This window comes from Leifsonia sp. EB34 (assembly GCF_041260585.1).
Classification (GTDB): domain Bacteria; phylum Actinomycetota; class Actinomycetes; order Actinomycetales; family Microbacteriaceae; genus Leifsonia.
On sequence record NZ_JBGCCV010000002.1, the window covers coordinates 286,615 to 301,597 of the forward strand.

The window sequence follows — 14,983 nt, forward strand, 5'->3', positions numbered from 1 at the left end:
CGCGGATGCGGTGTGCTGTCGACATCGAGCCTGAAGTCGAGAGGACCACAGCCATGGACGAGGTCGAGGGAGTTCCCTCCGTAGCAGCAGAGCAGGGTGCGGCGCAGCCCACCGCTGCCGTACCGGAGCGGGCGCCGCGGAGCCGACGCCGGCCCGTGGTCGTGGTGTGCACCGCGGTCGCCGCGACCGTCGCCGTGGGATCAGCGTTTGGGCTCGGGGCGCTGGCCTACGCCGGGTCTGCCTCCACGACCGCCTCCGCCTCCAGCAGCGTCCACAACACGCTGAGCCGCAACGGGTTCGGCTCGGGAGGGTACGGGTACGGCTACGGGAGCAGCGGAGGCTACGGCGGCTCGGGTTCGGGGTCTTCCTCGGGCTCGTCGTCCTCCGCCGGCTCCTCCGTCCTCGCGAGCGCCACCGCCGCCGAGCAGGTCGGCGTCGTCGACATCACGTCCCAACTCACCTACGCTCAGGCGGAGAGCGCCGGCACCGGCCTGGTGCTGACCTCCGACGGCGAGATCCTGACCAACAACCACGTCGTGGAGGACGCGACCAGCATCAGCGTCACCGTCGTCTCCACCGGCGCTCAGTACACCGCGACCGTCGTCGGCACCGACGCCACCGACGACATCGCCGTGCTCAAGCTCAGCAACGCCTCCGGCCTCAGCACCGCACACCTCGACACCTCGGGCGACGCGGCCGTCGGCGACGCGGTCACCGGCGTCGGCAACGCCGGCGGCACGGGCGGCACCCCATCGGCCTCGCCCGGGACCGTGACCGCGCTCGACCAGACCATCACCACCCAGGCCGAGCAGACCGCCGTCTCGGAGACCCTGAACGGCCTCATCCAGACCGACGCCGACATCCAGGCCGGCGACTCCGGCGGCCCCCTCTTCAATGCCGCGGACCAGGTGATCGGCATCGACACCGCCGCCGAGCAGGGCGGCACCACGACCGCCGGCTACGCCATCCCGATCCAGAACGCGCTCACCATCGCAGACGAGATCACGTCGGGCCAGGCGTCATCCACGGTCACGATCGGCTACCCCGCCTTCCTGGGCGTGGAGGTCGCACCCACCGACAGCACGGGCTCGGGCACCGGTGACGGCTCCTTCGGGTCATCGGGGACCGCGAGCGGCTCGGACGCCGGCGCCACCATCTCCGGCGTCGTCTCCGGAGGCCCCGCCGACTCCGCAGGCCTCACCGCCGGCGACACCATCACCGCGGTGAACGGCACGACGGTCGACTCGGCCCAGGCCCTCACGGCCGCCCTCGCCGCCCTCCGCCCGGGCGACAGTGCGACCATCGCCTGGACCGACGCTTCGGGAACGTCACACATGGCTCAGGTGACGCTGGCGCAGGGGCCGGTGGCGTAGGTTCCGTCTCGCGGGCCCCGGGCTTCGTGCCCGGGGCCTTCGTCGTGTCGCGCGCGGGCGATATCCGCGTCGACGCGGGTGGTAACATCCGAAATCATCTGCCGGCGGCCTCCGCCTCCGGTGTGGATACGTTGCCCGGGGGGTGCGATGAGACGACGTAGCGTGGCGCTCGCCGTCGTCGCGGTCTCGGTGACCCTCGCGCTCACCGCCTGTGGTCGAACGCCCACCCACCCGGCGTCCGGAGACCCGGCGCAGAATCAGACATCCCCGTCGACGGGTGTTCCCGCGTTCGTCTCCGGCCTGGCCGGCCCTGTCAGCGGGACGCCACCGAACGATCCGAACGCCGTCACCCTCGCGCGCGACTGGGTCGCCTCGGCCGTCCCACCGCCCGGTGTGCGAACCCTCGGCGCCCCGCCGCCGTCCAGCCCCAGTGCCCCGGCCACGACCCCGGCCTGCGACTGGCTGGTGGAGGCCACGAAGTGGTGGTCGACCGACCGCGCACACCTCACCGAGGCCTCCACCTGGCTCACCCAGCACCCCGTCCAAGGTCTCGCCGCCGACGGCACTATGACCGGCCCGGGCGAGAACTCCGCGATCGTCGAGCACGCCCCGCAGAAGCCTGATGACTCGATCGAGTTCGAATTCGTGCCAGAAGGCGACACCGTCACCATCCGGGTCGACGTCATCGTCGTGCCCACAGGCGCCAAGTGCGCTTCGGCTGGTGGCGCGCAGACAGGACCGGCGAACTCGGTGGGCCGGTAGGGGACGGAGCGCGCAGCCCCTGGGGGGCGATCAGTCGGCCACGCGGTACTTGAAGCCGATGTGCGAACCGACGAAGCCGAGTCGTTCGTAGAAGCGGTGAGCGTCAGCCCGCTGCGCGTCCGAGGTGAGTTGCACCACACCGGCGCCGACGCTGGGCGCTGCGCCACGGAGCACCCAGCCCATCATCGTTGTACCGATCCCGGTGGAGCGCGTCGAACTCGAGACACGGACCGACTCCACGAGGAGCGTGGTCGATCCTCGACGCGTCATGCCGGGAATCCTGGTGAGCTGCAGAGTGCCGACGATTCGGCCGGTTCGATCCGTAGCAACGATGATCTCGTTGGCGGCGTCGCCCTGGACGGCTGCAAACGCGGCCTCGTACGCGGGGCGGTCGTTTTCCGCCGCCACATCGCCGCGCGTCGCGCTGACGGGATCGTCGGCGAGTAGCTCGATGATCCGGTCCAGATCGGCCGGCATCGCTCGTCGGAGACGGATGGCCTCGGTCGAGCCCACGCTCACCGGCAAATCGAGTTCCGCGATCACACAGCCAGTCTGGCAGTTGTCTGGCGGGGTCGATCGAGCACTACGAGTCGATCGCCCGCCGAGTTTGGGCAATGCGCAACGAGTCGGATGGGCTCGCATAGGGCTGACGTCTCGCGGGGCGCCATGAAACGGGCCCCAGAGTGGCTCGGCCAGTAGTGATAACGGGCCTGAAGAATGATCGCGTAAGTGTCGTCGACCAGGTACACGAGCCGATTGGCTTCATCGCTGCGTCGCGACCACGCCCAGCCAAGCGACTGTACCCTGGGCACTGCTCAAGAACTGCGTTGCAAGATACGCTCGCCCGATGGAGGCCATATTCGTCACTAACGGCGACGTTCCTCAGATCAGCGGAGACGCCGCCAATTACTGGGTCCGGTTGTGGGCGCCTCCGGCCGTGGAACACACTGCGTGGTTTGTTGACGAATGGCAGGTTTCGGAAGCGCCGGACGTGCTTGCGGTGGTCGAGTGGGCTCGCGAAACTGGTCGTCGGAGTTCTCCAGCCGCTGGGCTTGGATCCCTTTGATCTACTAGGTGGGCCCCGTGGGGCTCGAACCCACGACCCGCGGATTAAAAGTCCGATGCTCTACCGACTGAGCTAGAGGCCCTCGTCCTCTAATCTAGCGTGGATTCCGTCGCTCCCCGTGCCGGGGCAGAATGGGGGGATGCCCGATCGTTATCACAAGCCCACGCTGTTTCCCGGGGGGATGTTCGAGGCGTTTCTCGGTGGGGATGATCCCGCGCAGATCAGCAAAGTCGCCCACGAGACCGCGCAGGCGCTGCTCGCGCGCGTTCGTGAGGACCCCGATCCGGAGATCGTGGACCGGCTGGTCGCGTACACCGACGAGCACGGCATCGACGCGATCGCCGAGCTGTGGGCGCGGTCCAACCCCAAGAGCCTGCCAGGGGCCTTGTGGCGCATCTACCTGTTGCGGCTGCTGATCCGGCAGGATGCCGAGGGCACCGCGCTGCTCTACCAGCGTGGCACGGAGGTCCTCTCCTCGATCGACCCCGTTGTCGCGGGGGCGCCGACGCCGGCCGGGCCGGGGGAGGTGACCGAGCTCGCCGACCGAATCTTGCGCGGGGTGTTCGAGGGTGACTTCGCCGTCGCGCTCGATCGGGCGGCCGCGTTCTGCCGGGTGACGGCGGCGGGGTGCGTGTCCCTGGCCGACGATCGGGAGGCGCTCGACCCCGAGCGGGCGAGCGAGCTGACCACGCGCGCGCTGCGTTTCACCCGCACGGCGGAGGAGCTCACGACCTGCGCACGGCTGTGGCGCACCGACTCGCTCGACTGAGTGCATCCGAGCGCAGAGCGACCGCAGGCCGACCGCAGCCCGGCGCGTATTCCCGTTCGCCGTTCTCTCCCTGCGAACGCCACGCCGTGAAGCCGGCGGCGGCCTCCTGTATGCTTGACGAAGCCGGACCGCAGTAACCCCGGGCTCCAATACTTGCCGCTTCGAGCGGCCTCGCGCCGAGAGGCGTTCTGCGGTCCGGCTCTTTCATGCCCGTCCGCCTGTTGCGATCGCGGTCGTCGCACGGTGGTTTACGCTCAAGGACGACAGCGGCCGGCGAAGAGTGGAGAACAAAACGGTGGACGACGCCCCGGCGGCCGAACTCGACGGCCTCCTCCTGCGCACCGCGCAGGGCGACCAGCGCGCGTTCTCCGACTTCTACGACCGCACGGCGCCCCGCGTGCTCGGCCTGATCCGGCGCGTCCTGATCGACGCCGCGCAGTCCGAGGAGGTCGCCCAGGAGGTCTTTCTGGAGGCGTGGCAATCCGCTCCGCGTTTCGATCCGAATAAGGGCAGAGCGCTCACCTGGGTCCTGACGATGGCACACAGGAGGGCGATCGACCGCATCCGCGCGTCCCAGGCCTCGCACGACCGGGACACCGCGGTGGGCATCCGCGACCTGCCCACCGCGTTCGACGTGGTGGCGGAGACGGTGGAGGTCCGGGTAGAGCACGAGCGAGTGGAGGTGGCGATGGCGAAGCTGAGTGAGGCGCAGCGGCAAGCCGTCGCGCTCGCCTACTACGGCGGGCTCACCCAGAGCGAGCTCGCGGCCGAGCTCGGCATCCCCCTCGGCACAGCCAAAACCCGGTTGCGGGATGCGATGATACGCCTGCGCGACGAACTGGGGGTGACCCGATGACCGACGAGAACCGCGACTCCGTGGACCCCACGAGCCTCGGCGGCCGCCTCGGTGCGGAGAACGCCCGGGAGGCGCAGGACTTCGAGGACACCGCCGCCCAGCTCGCCCTCGCGGCGGACCCGGTCGAGCCGTCGCCTGCGCTGAAGGCCGCTCTGTTCGCGCGGATCGCGGAGACGCCGCAGCTCGCCCCGGAGGAGGAGCCTGCCCAGACGACGGCAGCGCCCGCCCCGGCAGCCCCCGCCCCGGCAGCCCCCGCGGTCACACAGCACGCGACGCCCGCCGAGCAGCGCGCAGCCCGCCGCTGGTTCCAGCGCCCCGGCGCCATCCTCGCCTCCGCCGCCGCCGCCGTCATCCTCTTCATCGCCGGCGCTTTCGTCGGCGTCAGCCTCGCCGGCACCGACTCCTACCAGCAGCAGCAGTCCACCGCCCTGGCCGCCCTCAACGCGGCCCCGGACGCGCAGCGGAGCAGCGCCCCCATCGCCGGGGGAGGCACGGCGACGCTCGTGTGGTCGGCCAAGCTCGGCCAGTCCGCGCTCGTCGCCACCGACCTCCCGCCGCTCGCCGGCGGCAAGACCTACGAGCTCTGGTACATCCGCGGCGGCGCCGCCATCCCCGCCGGCACGATGGACTCCAGCGGCCACGTCGCGACCTGGCGCGTCCTCGCCGGCACGATGACGCCCGGCGACACGGTCGGAGTGACCGTCGAGCCGAGCGGCGGCTCGAAGCAGCCGACGACGAAGCCGATCGTCGCGATCAACTCCTGAGCCGGGCGCCGCTCGCCCGACCGAACGAAGCGAGGCCCACGGGACATCCCGTGGGCCTCGCTCATGCGGTGCGGCGGCTCAACCGAAGCGGCCGGAGACGTAGTCCTCGGTGGCCTGCTGGGTCGGGTTCGAGAAGATCATGTTGGTGTCGGCGTACTCGATGAGCTTGCCCGGCTTGCCGGTGCCCGCGATGTTGAAGAACGCGGTGCGGTCGGAGACGCGCGAGGCCTGCTGCATGTTGTGGGTGACGATCACGATCGTGTAGTCGTTCTTGAGCTCCTCGATCAGGTCCTCGATCGCGAGGGTGGAGATCGGGTCGAGGGCCGAGCACGGCTCGTCCATCAGGAGCACATCGGGGGAGACCGCGATGGCTCGCGCGATGCACAAGCGCTGCTGCTGGCCGCCGGACAGACCGGAGCCGGGGAGGCTCAGCCGGTCCTTCACCTCGTTCCACAGGTTCGCGCCCTGCAGCGACTTCTCGACGAGGTCGTCGGACTCGCTCTTCGACATCCGGCGGTTGTTGAGCTTGACGCCGGCGAGCACGTTGTCGCGGATGCTCATGGTCGGGAACGGGTTCGGGCGCTGGAAGACCATGCCCACCTGACGCCGCACGAGCACCGGGTCGACGCCCGCGCCATAGAGGTTGTTGCCGTCGATCAGCACTTCGCCGTCGACGTATGCGCCGGGGATGACCTCGTGCATGCGGTTCAGCGTGCGGAGGAACGTCGACTTGCCGCAGCCCGACGGGCCGATGAACGCGGTCACCGTCCGGGGCTCGATGGTGAGCGACACGCCCTCCACGGCGAGGAACTTGCTGTAGTACACGTTGAGGTCGTTGACTTCGATGCGCTTGGACACGTTTTTCCTTGTCTGCGTTCTTCGGGCTGAAGCTGTGGAGTCCGCGGTCAGCGGCCGTACTTGGGGGCGAAGACCTTCGCGACGATCCGGCCGACCAGGTTCAGGAGCATGACGATGATGATCAGCGCCAGCGCACCGGTCCAGGCGCGGTCGATGGAGGCCTGCGCGTGCAGGCCGGCCGCCTGGGTGTACTGCGTGTACACGAACACGGGCAGCGTCATCATGCGGTCCTGGAACGGGTTGTAGTTCATGCTCGTCGTGAAGCCGGCGACGATCAGCAGCGGCGCGGTCTCGCCGATCACGCGGGCGATCGCGAGCATGACACCGGTCACGAGGCCTGCGAGCGACGTCGGCAGGACGATCTTGACCACAGTCAGCCACTTGGGAACGCCGAGGGCGAGGGACGCCTCCCGGAGCTCGTTGGGCACGATCCGCAGGATCTCCTCGCTGGAGCGGACGACCACCGGGATCATCAGCACGGACAGCGCGATGGCGGCCATGAAGCCGTTGCGGATGGCCGGGCCGAAGATCAGCGCGAACAGGGCGTAAGCGAACAGACCGGCGACGATCGACGGGATGCCGGTCATCACATCCACGAGGAAGGTGATGGCCCGCGCGAGCGGCCCACGGCCGTACTCCACGAGATAGATCGAGGTGAGCAGGCCGATCGGAACGGAGATGATCGCCGTCAGCGCCGTGATGATCAGCGTGCCGACGATGGCGTGCAGCGCGCCGCCGCCCTCGCCGATGACGTTTCGCATCGACTCGGAGAAGAAGGTGATGTCGAACCGTGCCAGGCCCTGGGCGACGACCGTCCAGCCGAGCGAGATCAGCGGCAGCAGCGCGATGATGAAGGCGGTGGCGACGAGCGAGGTGACCAGCCGGTCCTTCGCCTTGCGGTTGCCTTCGACCAGCAGCGACGTCGTGTAGATCGCGATGTCGAAGAGCACGGTGCCGAAGAAGATCGCGCCGACGGGGTTGAAGCCCTTGGTGGCGCCGCTGGCCGCGAGCATCGCGAAGACGGCGATCAGGACGGCCCAGGAGCCGACGAGCATCGCCCACGGGGCCCAGCGCGGCAGCTTTCCGGCGGTGTAGGAGTTGGTCAGCGGGCGGGGCGCCGCGGTCGCGGTCGTGGTGGCGGCCATCAGTTCGCTCCAGAGAAGGCCGCACGGCGGCTGACGATGTAACGGGCGAGCATGTTGATCAGCAGGGTCACGACGAACAGCACCAGGCCGGACGCGATGAGCGCGTTGACGCCGAGGCCGGTGGCCTCCGGGAACTGCAGCGCGATGTTCGCGGCGATGGTGTTCGGGCTCTGCGCCTGCAGCACGGCGAACTTCACGATCAGCGCGGGCGAGAGGACCATCGCGATCGCCAGGGTCTCGCCGAGCGCGCGGCCGAGGCCGAGCATGATCGCGGAGACGATGCCGCTGCGGGCGAAGGGGAGGACCGCCATGCGGACCATCTCCCACTTGGTCGCGCCGAGCGCGAGCGCCGCCTCCTCGTGCAGGCGCGGGGTCTGCAGGAAGATCTCGCGGCAGATCGCCGTCATGATCGGGATGACCATCACGGCGAGCACGATGGCGGCGGTGAGGATGGTGCGGCCGGTGCCGGAGACCGGCGGGGCGAAGAGCGGGAACCAGCCGACGTACTGGCCGAGCCAGGCGTAGAAGGGCTGGACGAATGACGAGAGGGCCGCGATGCCCCAGAGGCCGAAGACCACCGACGGGACCGCTGCCAGGAGGTCGATGATGTAGCCGAGGGTCTGAGCGACGCGGCGGGGCGCGTAGTGCGAGATGAAGAGGGCGATCCCGATCGACAGCGGCGTCGCGATGATCAGGGCGATGAGCGCCGCCCAGATAGTGCCGAAGACCAGCGGCCAGACCCATGCCCAGAAGTTGGTGGCGTTGTTGGGGAGCTGGCCGGCGCCGGCTCCCAGAGCGGGGATGCTCTGGATGATGAGGAAGAGCGCCACGGCGGCGAGGGTGGCGAGAATCAGCGACCCGGCCACGACAGTCGAGGTGGAGAAGACGCGGTCGCCGAGGCGGACTTTCGCCTTCGGCCTGATGGCTCCTGCGGTTCCGGCGGTCATTCGTTGCTTTCTCTCATCGGGTCCCCGGTGGGGTGAGTGTGATGCGCCGCTCGGCCTGGACCGGGGTGCGGTCCAGGCCGAGCGGCCGGGGTGTTACTTGATGCTGGCGACAGCCTTGCTGACCTTGGAGGACAGGTCGCTCGACAGCGGAGCCGAGCCGGCCTGGTCCGCGGCGGCCTTCTGCGCGTCGCTGGAGATGATGTAGTCGACGTAGCCCTTGACCAGGTCCGCCTTGGCGGCGTCCTTGTACTGCTGGCAGGCGATCACGTACGAGACCAGGACCAGCGGCCAGGCACCCTTGGAGGTGTCCTTGCGGTTGATCTGGATGGCCAGGTCGTTGGTGCCGCGACCCGAGGCGATCGGGGAGGCGGCCACGACCTTGGCAGCACCGTCGGCGCTGATCTTGGTGTAGGTGTCGCCGACCTTCAGCTGCGCGATCGAGAGACCGGCCGAGCCCGACTCGTCGATGTAGGTGATCGAGTTCTTCGCGTTCTTGGTGGCGTCCGCGACACCGGAGGTGCCCTTGGCGGCGTCACCGACCTGGAACGGGAAGGTCTGCGAGGCCGGAGCGGTCCACACGGTGGGAGCGTTCGCCGAGAGGTAGTCGGTGAAGTTCTGCGTGGTGCCCGAGTCGTCCGAGCGGTGCACGACGGTGATCGGCGCGGACGGGAGCGTGGCGCCCGAGTTCTGCGACTTGATCTTCGCGTCGTCCCACGTGGTGATCTTGCCCGAGAAGATGCCGGCGATCGTGTCGGCGTCCAGCTTGAGGTCCTTCACGCCGTCGACGTTGTACGCGATGGCGATCGGGGAGATGTAGACCGGGAGGTCGATGCCCTTGGCGCCGGCGGCGCAGCCCGCGAACGTACCGGCGAGCTCCTCCGGCTTGAGGGCGGCGTCGGAGCCGGCGAAGTCCGCCGCACCCGAGATGAAGCTCTTGCGACCGGCGCCGGAGCCCTGCGGGTCGTAGTTGACGGTGACCTTCGGGTTGGCCTGCTGGAAGCCGGCGGCCCAGACGGTCTGCGCGGCGCCCTGGGCGGACGAGCCGATGCCGTTCAGCGTGCCGGAGAGGTTCGACGGCTTGGCCGTGGTGGTCGCCGGGGTGCTGCCCTCGTTCGACGCACAGGCGGTGAGGGAAATGGCGGCGGCGGCGAGAAGTGCCACGGGAACGCCAAGACGCTTCAGTTTCACAGTTGTCCCTTCCGGGGATCAGTAACAACAGGACGGGGTCGGTGCGACCCTCGTGAGACGCTATTCCCGGTGTCTGACCAGAGTCCCCCGCACTGGTAAACGGAAGGTTAACGACCAGCGACCTCTTGATGCGCACGCATGGGTTCGGCGGCCGTTCGCGCCGTCAGTCCTGAACCGTGATCGGCGTTCCGAGCGGCAGCCGGTCGACGGCGGCGATCGCGTCGGCGCCCAGCCGGACGCAGCCGTGGGACACGGCTCCGGACGCCACATCCTGGTAGTGGATGCCGATGAGGCCGCCGTCCGCACCGCCGTAGGGCTCGTCGGCGGCGGTCGCGTGCAGCGAGGTGAGCTGGATGCGGTGCACGGATTGGCCCTGGGCCGGGTCCAGGTAGCGGGCCTGCAGGTATCCGGTCGCTCCGGTGGGCGTCGGGGTCTCCGCGGTGCCCACGCCGACGGGGAAGGTCTGCTCCGCCTTCCCGTCGGCGTCGGTGATGGCGAGCGTCTGCGCGGAGACGGACACGACGATGCGACGGGGGAGTGAAACGGGCGTCCCGAGCGCCGAGGTGGGGACCCACGCGGCCGTCTGGGCGGGCGCGGTCGTACCGTCGCCGGCCTGCGAGGGGAGGTGCTGACGGCTGGCCGTCAGCACCATCGACCAGGCACCCTCGGTCGCGACGGCGACGACGACGGTCGGCTTGCCGAGGAAGTCTTTGGCGGGGACGCGCGCAACGGGCGTGGCGAAGTCCGCACCGTACACCGGGGTGTCGAACGCCACGGAGGACGCGTTCGCGGTGCGGAGTTCCCCTGGGGCGGCGAGGAGGCCCGGGATCACCGCATCGTAGACCGCCGCGGGGAGCGCGGCGATCGCCGACGGCGTCATGGCGGGTGGAAGGGCGGGGCCGGCGGCCTCCGGCGTCCGGGAGGTGCTCGGGGTGGTCGTGGCCGCGGGCGTGCCTGGGGCGCAGCCCGACAGGGCGAGGAGGGCGAGGAGGGCGGCGGTCGCCGCGAGGGGAAGGCGTTTCATCTGATGCTCCGACGAGAAGCGGGGTGGACGCTGAACGCGTCCACCCCGCTGTGCGGTCGATCCTGGGGTCAGCCGCTCACGACGGGCAGCTTCGAGCCCGAGGTGGTGGGGGCGTCCACAATCGGCGCCGGGGCAGGCAGGCCGGGGCCGCCGGGAGCCTCGATGTCGTCACCGGTGACGGTGATGGTGATGGAGTTGGCCACGGCCGAGGTCTCACCGGTGAAGGTGAACTCGAGCTGGCCGGCGACGGCGGTGCCCTTCGCGAGGTAGACGCCCGCGAAGATGCTCCCGCTACGGTCGGCGGTGTACGTCATGGCCGGGAGCGTGTCCCCGTTGTAGACGGTCGTCAGCGTGACGGTCTCGCCCGGGGTGTATCCCGAGGCGGTGATCTCCACCCCGACGTTCGAGTCGGTCAGGTCCTCCGTCGAGATGGTCGTGGTGTTCGCGGAGATGCCCTTCGGCGCGAGCACGTCGAGGGTGACCGTGTTGGAGGTGTCGCCGTCGGTCGACGTGGCCTGCACGACGACGTCCTCGCCGACCGCGGGGAGCGGCAGGTTCGACGTCGGAGTGAAGACCTCGTTCGCGAAGGCGCCCGTGGCGTCCGCCGTGACGTCCTGCTGGCCGAGGACGGTGCCGTTGTCGGGGTAGCTCACGGTGATGGTGACGGTGGTGTCGGCCGTGAAGCCGGAGCCCGAGACGTCGAGGCCCGAGCCCCAGTCGCCGGCGGTGAAGGTCGAGTTCGCGAGCGTGAGCTCGCCGGTGGCGGCGTTCGCCGGTGCGGCGACGAAGAGCCCGCCGATGACGGCGGCGGCCGCTGCGGCGCCGAGCGTCAGGCGTGTGCGAGTGGTAGAGAGCATGCTTCCCCTTGGTTGGTACATCCATCCCGAGTGGGACGACCGTGCCAATCTAGCGTGCTAACCGGAAGAACCTCAAATAAACATCAGTATTTCACTGAGGCTCACTCGACCGGCGGTGCATACGTCTCGATGGAGACGATCCCGGACGACGGGTTCGTCGCCGAGAGGTGCACGACCGAGAATCCGCCGGTGTCGAGGTCGGCGGCGTCGGTGAGGTAGCCGCCCGGCATCGTGCCGGTGGCCAGCGCGATCTCGCGCAGGATCTCGGGCAGGACCGGTCCGTGGCTGCAGAGCACGGCGGTCCTGCGGGAGCGCACCCGCTTGCCGATGATCGTGCGCACCTCGCCGTCGCCGGCCTCGTAGGCGTCCTGGCTGAGGCCGGGCTCGCGGTGCGGCTTGATCCCGGTCGCGGCGGCGAGCGGCGCGACGGTGGCGACGCAGCGCACCGCGTCGCTCGTGAGGATGCGCTTGGGGCTCCAGGCGAGCAGCGTCGGCACGTCGCCGGCCGCCTGGCGGACACCGCGCTCGGTGAGCGGGCGGGAGGCGTCGGGCCCCGACCAGTCGCCGCGGGGCACCGCCTTGCCGTGGCGCAGCGCGATGAGCGCGAACGTCGACGTGACGCCCTGGCGCACCAGCGCCTCGAACGCCTCCACGATCTCCACGTCGCGCTCGTAGGTGAGGTAGCTGCGCGCCTTCTTCAGCGACACCCACTCGATCGCCGCGATCTCGGTGTTCGGCACGAAGGTCGAGCGCTCGATCGCGTGATCGGCCACCTCCGCCGCCCAGTAGTGGACGATCTTCTCCCGTCCCGAGCTGAGCGGGTACGCGGAGGTGCCGAGCGGCACGCCGAGCGTGATGGCGAGGCCGGTCTCCTCGAGGATCTCCCGCACGGCCGTCTGCGGCAGTGTCTCTCCCGGGTCGACCTTGCCCTTCGGGATGGTCACATCGCCGTACTTGGTGCGGTGCACGACGAGCACGACGATCTTGTCGTCCACGACGCGCCAGCAGAGGGCGCCCGCGGCGTAGACGGCGAGGCTCACCGCCTGGTTCCCGTGCGGGCCGAACGCGGACGGTGGGCGGCCTGTTGCATCAGCTTGGTCTGGAGGTCGGTGAGCGGCGCACCGTTCTCGTCCACGTGGTGCCGGGTCCACACGCCGTCCTCCGCGAGCGTCCACGCCGCGGTGCGCTCGTCGAACGCCAGATCGAACAGGCGGTCGAGCTCGGCGAGGTGCTCGGGGGCGGCCAGCCGCACCAGTGCCTCCACCCGGCGGTCGAGGTTGCGGTGCATCATGTCCGCGCTGCCGATGTAGACGTGCGGGTCGCCGTCGTTGACGAAGGAGAACACTCGGGAGTGCTCGAGGTACCGGCCCAGCACCGAGCGGACCCGGATGTTCTCGGAGAGCCCCTCGCGCCCGGGGACGAGCCCGCAGATGCCGCGCACCCACAGCTCCACCGGCACGCCGGCCTGGCTGGCGCGGTAGAGGGCGTCGATGATCGCCTCGTCGACGATGGAGTTAAGCTTGATGCGGATGCCGGAGGGCCGGCCCGCCGCCGCGTTCGCCGCCTCCGTGTCGATGCGCTTGAGCAGGCCCTTGCGCAGGTGCAGCGGGGCGACCAGGAGCCGCTTGAACTTCTTCTCGATCGCGTAACCCGACAGCTCGTTGAAGAGCCGGGTGAGGTCCTTGCCTACCTGGTCGTCGGCCGTCAGCAGGCCGAGGTCTTCGTAGATCCGGGAGGTCTTGGGGTTGTAGTTGCCCGTGCCGATGTGGCTGTAGTGCTTGAGGACGCCCTTCTCCTCGCGGATGACCAGCGCGAGCTTGCAGTGCGTCTTGAGCCCGACCAGGCCGTAGACGACGTGCACGCCGGACTTCTCGAGCTTGCGCGCCCAGGAGATGTTGTTCTGCTCGTCGAACCGCGCCTTGATCTCGACCAGCGCCAGCACCTGCTTGCCCGCCTCCGCCGCGTCGATGAGGGCCTCGACGATCGGGCTGTCCCCCGAGGTGCGGTAGAGCGTCTGCTTGATGGCGAGGACGTGCGGGTCGGCGGCCGCCTGCTCCAGGAACGCCTGGACGCTCGTCGCGAACGACTCGTACGGGTGGTGCAGCAGGATGTCCTGGCGCGCGACGGCGGCGAAGACGTCGGGCTTCGCGTTCGGCTCGCTCGGCATGAGCTGCGGCGCCGTGGTGGGCACGTGGTTGGGGTAGTGCAGGTCGGGCCGGTCGATGCGGGCCAGGTCGAAGAGCCCGCCGAGGTCGAGTGGAGCGGGGAGGCGGTAGACCTCCTGCTCGGTGACGTCCAGCTCGCGCACCAGCAGCCCGAGGGTCACGTCGTCCATGTCGTCGGTGACCTCGAGCCGGATGGGCGGGCCGAACCGCCGGCGCAGCAGCTCGCGTTCCAGCGCCTGGATGAGGTTCTCGGTCTCGTCCTCGTCGATCTCCACGTCCTCGTTGCGCGTGACGCGGAAGACGTGGTGATCGAGGATCTCCATGCCGGGGAAGAGGTCGCCGAGGTGGTTGGCGATCAGATCCTCCAGGCGGAGGAAGCGCACCTGGCCGAGCCCTTCGCGTTGGTCGATGCGGACGAACCGCGGCAGCATCTGCGGCACCTTGAGGCGCGCGAACTGTTCCTTGCCCGTGCGAGAGTTGCGCACTCGGATGGAGAGGTTCAGCGAGAGCCCGGAGATATAGGGGAACGGGTGCGCCGGGTCGACCGCGAGCGGCATCAGCACGGGGAAGATCTGCTGCGAGAACACCTCGCGCATCTGCGCTCGGTCGGCCTCGTCGAGCTCGTCCCACGACGAGACCGTGATGCCGGCGGCTTCGAGGGCGGGCAGCACGAGCTCGCGGTACGCCTTGGCGTGCCGCACCTGCAGCTCGTGGGCCTTCTCGGAGATGTCGGCCAGCACGTCCTGCGGTGCGCGGCCGATGTTCGTTGGAACCGCGAGGCCGGTGGCGATGCGGCGCTTGAGCCCGGCGACGCGGACCATGAAGAACTCGTCGAGGTTGCTGGCGAAGATCGCGAGGAAGTTGGCGCGCTCCAGCACCGGCAGGAGCGGGTCCTCCGCGAGCTCGAGCACCCGCTGGTTGAACGCCAGCCAGCTCAGCTCGCGATCGAGGTAGCGGTTCTCGGGCAGCGTCGGGTCCGGCTCGTAGATGAAGGGGGCGAAGTCGTCGTCGAAGTCGCTGCCCAGGCTGCCGCTCAGCCCGTTGTCGAGTAAGCCGTTCTCCAGTGCAGTGCGCTCGCCGTCCATGCCCCCATCATGGCACCGCGCGCCCGGCTGGCGGCACGGGTTCGGTTAACTGTGAAGAAACGACCTCGCACTGCGAACGGTGGAGGAGAACGCCGCGGACCGACGCCGCAGACCAAGGCCCTGG

At 69.6% G+C, this 14,983-nt stretch carries 15 protein-coding genes and 1 tRNA gene; 5 read left to right on the forward strand and 11 right to left on the reverse strand.

Annotation, left to right across the window (positions count from 1 at the left end):
• Window positions 1–53 precede the first annotated feature (53 nt).
• Both ABIA36_RS10815 and ABIA36_RS10820 read left to right on the forward strand, forming a co-directional pair.
• On the forward strand, window positions 54–1,373 hold the full coding sequence (locus tag ABIA36_RS10815) for a S1C family serine protease (protein WP_369962368.1): 1,320 nt from the start codon (window positions 54–56) through the stop codon (window positions 1,371–1,373).
• A 147-nt stretch (window positions 1,374–1,520) separates the two neighbouring features.
• Window positions 1,521–2,135, forward strand: coding sequence for a hypothetical protein (locus ABIA36_RS10820; protein ID WP_369962369.1), 615 nt, complete (start codon window positions 1,521–1,523; stop codon window positions 2,133–2,135).
• A 30-nt stretch (window positions 2,136–2,165) separates the two neighbouring features.
• Here ABIA36_RS10820 and ABIA36_RS10825 read toward each other — a convergent pair whose 3' ends face one another.
• The 3 genes from ABIA36_RS10825 to ABIA36_RS10835 all read right to left on the reverse strand — a co-directional run bounded on the left by ABIA36_RS10825 (window position 2,166) and on the right by ABIA36_RS10835 (window position 3,283).
• Window positions 2,166–2,678 (reverse strand): N-acetyltransferase family protein, encoded by a 513-nt coding sequence (locus ABIA36_RS10825; protein ID WP_369962370.1) that lies wholly within the window; start codon window positions 2,676–2,678, stop codon window positions 2,166–2,168.
• Entirely contained in the window at window positions 2,675–2,947 is a 273-nt protein-coding gene (locus ABIA36_RS10830; RefSeq protein ID WP_369962371.1) for a type II toxin-antitoxin system YoeB family toxin, read from the reverse strand. Before ABIA36_RS10830 ends, ABIA36_RS10825 begins: the two co-directional genes overlap by 4 nt.
• A gap of 263 nt (window positions 2,948–3,210) precedes the next feature.
• Window positions 3,211–3,283: transfer RNA gene (locus ABIA36_RS10835), tRNA-Lys, on the reverse strand.
• A gap of 57 nt (window positions 3,284–3,340) precedes the next feature.
• Here ABIA36_RS10835 and ABIA36_RS10840 point away from each other — a divergent pair.
• From ABIA36_RS10840 to ABIA36_RS10850, 3 genes are all read left to right on the forward strand, one after another.
• The gene (locus ABIA36_RS10840) at window positions 3,341–3,970 is read left to right on the forward strand and encodes a DNA-directed RNA polymerase subunit beta (RefSeq protein ID WP_369962372.1); all 630 of its coding nucleotides are present in this window, start codon (window positions 3,341–3,343) and stop codon (window positions 3,968–3,970) included.
• A gap of 295 nt (window positions 3,971–4,265) precedes the next feature.
• The gene (gene sigK / locus ABIA36_RS10845) at window positions 4,266–4,826 is read left to right on the forward strand and encodes an ECF RNA polymerase sigma factor SigK (RefSeq protein WP_369962373.1); all 561 of its coding nucleotides are present in this window, start codon (window positions 4,266–4,268) and stop codon (window positions 4,824–4,826) included.
• Window positions 4,823–5,590, forward strand: coding sequence for an anti-sigma factor domain-containing protein (locus ABIA36_RS10850; RefSeq protein WP_369962374.1), 768 nt, complete (start codon window positions 4,823–4,825; stop codon window positions 5,588–5,590). The genes sigK and ABIA36_RS10850 overlap by 4 nt, the downstream gene beginning before the upstream one ends.
• A gap of 78 nt (window positions 5,591–5,668) precedes the next feature.
• Here ABIA36_RS10850 and pstB read toward each other — a convergent pair whose 3' ends face one another.
• The 8 genes from pstB to ABIA36_RS10890 all read right to left on the reverse strand — a co-directional run bounded on the left by pstB (window position 5,669) and on the right by ABIA36_RS10890 (window position 14,859).
• Window positions 5,669–6,448 (reverse strand): phosphate ABC transporter ATP-binding protein PstB, encoded by a 780-nt coding sequence (gene pstB / locus ABIA36_RS10855; RefSeq protein ID WP_369962375.1) that lies wholly within the window; start codon window positions 6,446–6,448, stop codon window positions 5,669–5,671.
• Between the two features lie 47 nt (window positions 6,449–6,495).
• The gene (pstA, locus tag ABIA36_RS10860) at window positions 6,496–7,593 is read right to left on the reverse strand and encodes a phosphate ABC transporter permease PstA (protein WP_369962376.1); all 1,098 of its coding nucleotides are present in this window, start codon (window positions 7,591–7,593) and stop codon (window positions 6,496–6,498) included.
• Window positions 7,593–8,540 carry a phosphate ABC transporter permease subunit PstC gene (gene pstC / locus ABIA36_RS10865; protein WP_369962377.1) on the reverse strand — a complete coding sequence of 316 codons (948 nt, stop codon included), beginning with the start codon at window positions 8,538–8,540 and terminating at the stop codon, window positions 7,593–7,595. The genes pstA and pstC overlap by 1 nt, the downstream gene beginning before the upstream one ends.
• A gap of 93 nt (window positions 8,541–8,633) precedes the next feature.
• Window positions 8,634–9,728, reverse strand: coding sequence for a phosphate ABC transporter substrate-binding protein PstS (gene pstS / locus ABIA36_RS10870; protein ID WP_369962378.1), 1,095 nt, complete (start codon window positions 9,726–9,728; stop codon window positions 8,634–8,636).
• 163 nt (window positions 9,729–9,891) lie between these two features.
• Window positions 9,892–10,752: a L,D-transpeptidase gene (locus ABIA36_RS10875; RefSeq protein ID WP_369962379.1), complete on the reverse strand. Its 861-nt coding sequence runs from the start codon at window positions 10,750–10,752 to the stop codon at window positions 9,892–9,894.
• Window positions 10,753–10,820: 68 nt separating this feature from the next.
• Window positions 10,821–11,609, reverse strand: a complete 789-nt coding sequence (locus ABIA36_RS10880) for a hypothetical protein (protein WP_369962380.1) — start codon at window positions 11,607–11,609, stop codon at window positions 10,821–10,823.
• Window positions 11,610–11,710: 101 nt separating this feature from the next.
• Complete coding sequence (locus ABIA36_RS10885; protein ID WP_369962381.1) at window positions 11,711–12,649, reverse strand: NUDIX domain-containing protein; 939 nt, start codon at window positions 12,647–12,649, stop codon at window positions 11,711–11,713.
• Window positions 12,646–14,859, reverse strand: a complete 2,214-nt coding sequence (locus ABIA36_RS10890; protein ID WP_369962382.1) for an RNA degradosome polyphosphate kinase — start codon at window positions 14,857–14,859, stop codon at window positions 12,646–12,648. The genes ABIA36_RS10885 and ABIA36_RS10890 overlap by 4 nt, the downstream gene beginning before the upstream one ends.
• Window positions 14,860–14,983: the final 124 nt, after the last annotated feature.